Below are 3,847 nucleotides of genomic sequence, written 5' to 3' on the forward strand. Positions count from 1 at the left end.
GTCGGGAGTGCTCTGACCGGCCACCACATTGATATCGTTGCCTGCCGACACACTGAGGACCGACGTATTACCCGCCTGAATTTGCGCTGCTCGGGCATTGATATCCTGGCCGGCTGATAGCGATACATTGCCCGCACCGCTGACCACACTGCCGGTCTCGTTGGACTGCCCCTGACTCAGCACATTGTTGGCATCCCAACGCACTGTGTTGTTACTGCTCGTGACCGCAGTGCTGAGCGTGAGGTTGTTTCCTGCATTCAAGGGGTGTCGAGGACGTCGGAGATCAGCCGGATGCCGCGGGACTCGAGCGCCTCGGCGGCCTTCGGCCCCACGCCCCACAGCGCGCGGACCGACCGCGGGCGCAGGAACGCCTCGGTGTCGGCCGCCGCGACGATCAGGAGGCCGTTCGGCTTGGAGATCGTGGATGCCATCTTCGCCACGTGCTTCGTGGCGGCGACGCCGACGCTGCAGGTCAGGCCCGTCTGCTCCTTCACGCGAGCGCGGAGGTCGCGGGCGATCTTCCCGGGGCTCCCCCAGAGCCGCCGCGCGCCGCGGACATCGAGGAACGCCTCGTCGATCGACAGCGGCTCGACGAGCGGCGTGATCTCGTCGAAGATCGCCATGACCTGACGCGACATCTCGGTGTACCGCGAGTATGGCGGGTTCACCACGATTGCGTTCGGGCACAGCCTCAGCGCGATCGCGACGGGCATCGCGGACTTCACGCCGTAACGCCGCGCCTCGTACGACGCGCTCGAGACGACACCGCGCCCCTCGGATCCGCCGATGATGAGCGGCTTCCCCGCGAGCGACGGATCGTCCAGCACGGCCACCGAGGCGAAGAACGCGTCCATGTCGACGTGCAGGATGCCCGCGCCGGTGTCGTCGGCGTCGGGCGGCGAGACGATGCGCCCCGTGCCGTCTCCGCGTCCCATGACATCCATTCTCCCCCGGGCCTCCGACATCGCGCCCGGGCCGGGCGGTGGCGCGCGCAACTTCAGGGGTCCGCACGACCTCGGTGATCTGCACAACCTCAGCAGTAAGCCCCCGAACCGAACTGACCCGCGGCCAATCGCTGAGGTTACGCCGGACGCGCTCCCGCCCCCGCCTCGACCCATCCGCGCAACCTCAGCGATCCGCGCAACCTCAGCCCAAATCCCCCGAAGCCAACCGACCCAAGGCGAATCGCTGAGTTTGCGCACCCGCAGGCCCCACCCCCGGAAACGACGGATGCCACGACCCCCACCCCGCGGGGAGGGAGCCGTGGCATCCGGGGTGCTTACTGTGCGGCGGCGCGCTCCAGGACGAGCTCGCGCACGCGTGCGGCGTCGGCCTGGCCCTTCATGGCCTTCATGACGGCGCCGATGACCGCGCCGGCGGCCTGGACCTTGCCGTCGCGGATCTTCGCCAGCACGTCGGGCTGCGCGGCCAGGGCCTCGTCGATCGCGGCGATGAGCGCACCGTCGTCGGACACGACGGCGAGACCGCGGGCGTCGACGACCTGCTGCGGGGTGCCCTCGCCGGCGATGACGCCCTCGAGCACCTGGCGCGCGAGCTTGTCGGTCAGGGTTCCCGCGTCTACGAGTTGCTGCAGCGCGGCGACGTTCTCGGGACTCACGAGCTCGGCCGGCTCGCGCTCCTCGGCGTTGGCGATGCGGCTGATCTCGCTCAGCCACCACTTGCGAGCGGCGGCGGGAGTCGCGCCGGCGGCGACGGTGGCCTCGACCTCGTCGAGCAGCCCCGCGTTCACGACGCCCTGGAAGTCGATGTCCGCGAAGCCCCAGTCGGCCTTCAGGCGGCGACGGCGCGCGGCCGGCGGCTCGGGCAGCGCGGCGCGCAGTTCCTCGATCAGCTCGGGCGCCGGCACGACGGGCAGCAGGTCGGGCTCGGGGAAGTAGCGGTAGTCGTCGGCATCCGACTTCGGACGACCCGGCGACGTACGCCCGGTGTCCTCGTGCCAGTGCCGCGTCTCCTGCGTGATCGTGCCGCCGGCCGCGAGGATCGCGGCCTGCCTCTGGATCTCGTACCGCACCGCGCGCTCGACGGACCGCATCGAGTTGACGTTCTTCGTCTCGGTGCGGGTTCCGAGCTTCTCCTGGCCGCGCGGGCGCAGCGAGACGTTCGCGTCGCAGCGGAGGTTGCCGCGCTCGAGGCGCGCCTCCGAGATGCCGAGGGCCCGCACGATGTCGCGGATGGTCGCGACGTACGCCTTCGCGAGCGCGGGAGCCGAGTGCTCCGCGCCGAAGATCGGCTTCGTGACGATCTCGACGAGCGGCACACCGGCGCGGTTGTAGTCGACGAGCGAGTACTCCGCGCCCTGGATGCGACCGGTCGAACCGCCCATGTGCGTGAGCTTGCCGGCATCCTCTTCCATGTGCGCCCGCTCGATCGGCACGGTGACGATGGTGCCGTCTTCGAGTTCGACCTCGACCGATCCCTCGAACGCGATGGGCTCGTCGTACTGCGAGATCTGGTAGTTCTTGCCGAGGTCGGGGTAGAAGTAGTTCTTCCGCGCGAAGCGGCTCGACGGCGCGATCGAGCAGCCGAGCGCGAGGCCCAGGCTGATCGACGAGCGGATCGCCTCCGCGTTCACGACCGGCAGCGCACCCGGCAGACCCATGTCGACCGGGGCGACGAGAGTGTTCGGCTCGGCGCCGTGGTTCGCCTCGTTCGCCGGGTTCGGTGCGGCGGAGAACATCTTCGTCGCGGTGTTCAGTTCGACGTGGACCTCGAAGCCAAGGACCGGCTCGAACAGCTCGAGCGCCTCGTCGAAGTCCATCAGCGCGTCTTTCGCCATCAGCGCGTCGCTCCGTTCGTGAGAGAGGGGGCCCGGTCGAGCAGCGGTCCGCCCCACTGGTCGACGAGCAGCGCCTCGAGGGCCGCGCCGACGCGGTAGAGACGCGCGTCCTCGCGGGCGGGGGCGAGGAATTGGATGCCGACGGGCAGGCCGTCCTCCTCGGCCAGGCCGCTGGGAATCGAGATGCCAGGCACTCCGGCGAGGTTCGCCGGGATCGTCGTCACGTCGTTGAGGTACATCTGCAGCGGGTCGTCGAGCTGCTCGCCCAGGCGGAACGCCGTGGTCGGCGCCGACGGCGTCGCGATGACGTCGACGTCGGCGAACGCGGCGTCGAAGTCCTGCTGGATGAGCGTGCGGACCTTCTGCGCGCTGCCGTAGTAGGCGTCGTAGTACCCGGCCGACAGGGCGTAGGTACCGAGGATGATGCGGCGCTTGACCTCGGGACCGAACCCGGCGTCGCGCGTCGCGGCCATGACGTTCTCGACCGTCGGGGTGCCCTGCGGCGTGACGCGCAGACCGAAACGGACCGAGTCGAACTTGGCCAGGTTGCTGGATGCCTCGGCGGGAAGGATCAGGTAGTACGCGGCGACCCCGTACTCGAAGTGCGGGGCGCTGATCTCGACGATCTCTGCCCCCTGCGCCTCGAGCGTGGCGAGAGCGGCGCGGAACGAGTCGGAGACGCCCTTCTGGAAGCCGCGGTCGTCGAGCTCGCGGATGACACCGACCTTGAGGCCCTTGAGGACTTCCCCGGACGCGCCCTCGCGGGCTGCCGCGGCGAACGACGGCCACGCGTCGGTGAGCGACGTCGAGTCGTGCGGGTCGTGCCCGGCGATGACGTCGTGGAGGAGCCCGGCGTCGAGCACGGTGCGGGTCACGGGACCGACCTGATCGAGGCTGGATGCCAGGGCGATCGCGCCGTAGCGGCTGACACCGCCGTACGTGGGCTTGACGCCGACGGTGCCTGTCACGTGCGCGGGCTGGCGGATCGAGCCGCCCGTGTCCGAGCCCAGCGCGAGGGGCGCCTCAATGCNGCCACGGCCGCGGCCGAAC

At 70.0% G+C, this 3,847-nt stretch carries 2 protein-coding genes and 2 pseudogenes; all 4 read right to left on the bottom strand.

Annotated elements, in window-relative coordinates; genetic code table 11:
- Positions 1-204, bottom strand: a 204-nt coding sequence (locus I5G_RS25645) for a hemagglutinin repeat-containing protein (protein WP_187288781.1), incomplete at its 3' end; no start/stop codon positions are given.
- 56 nt (positions 205-260) lie between these two features.
- A pseudogene (gene dinB, locus I5G_RS19865) lies at positions 261-935 on the bottom strand (DNA polymerase IV); the annotation flags it as partial.
- A gap of 344 nt (positions 936-1,279) precedes the next feature.
- Complete coding sequence (gatB, locus tag I5G_RS01140) at positions 1,280-2,797, bottom strand: Asp-tRNA(Asn)/Glu-tRNA(Gln) amidotransferase subunit GatB (protein ID WP_022877409.1); 1,518 nt, start codon at positions 2,795-2,797, stop codon at positions 1,280-1,282.
- Positions 2,797-3,847 (bottom strand): annotated as a pseudogene (locus I5G_RS19870) (amidase family protein); the annotation flags it as partial. The pseudogene I5G_RS19870 and the gene gatB, both read right to left, overlap by 1 nt.

The sequence above is a fragment of the Microbacterium sp. B19 genome (assembly GCF_000333395.1).
Classification (GTDB): Bacteria; Actinomycetota; Actinomycetes; order Actinomycetales; family Microbacteriaceae; genus Microbacterium.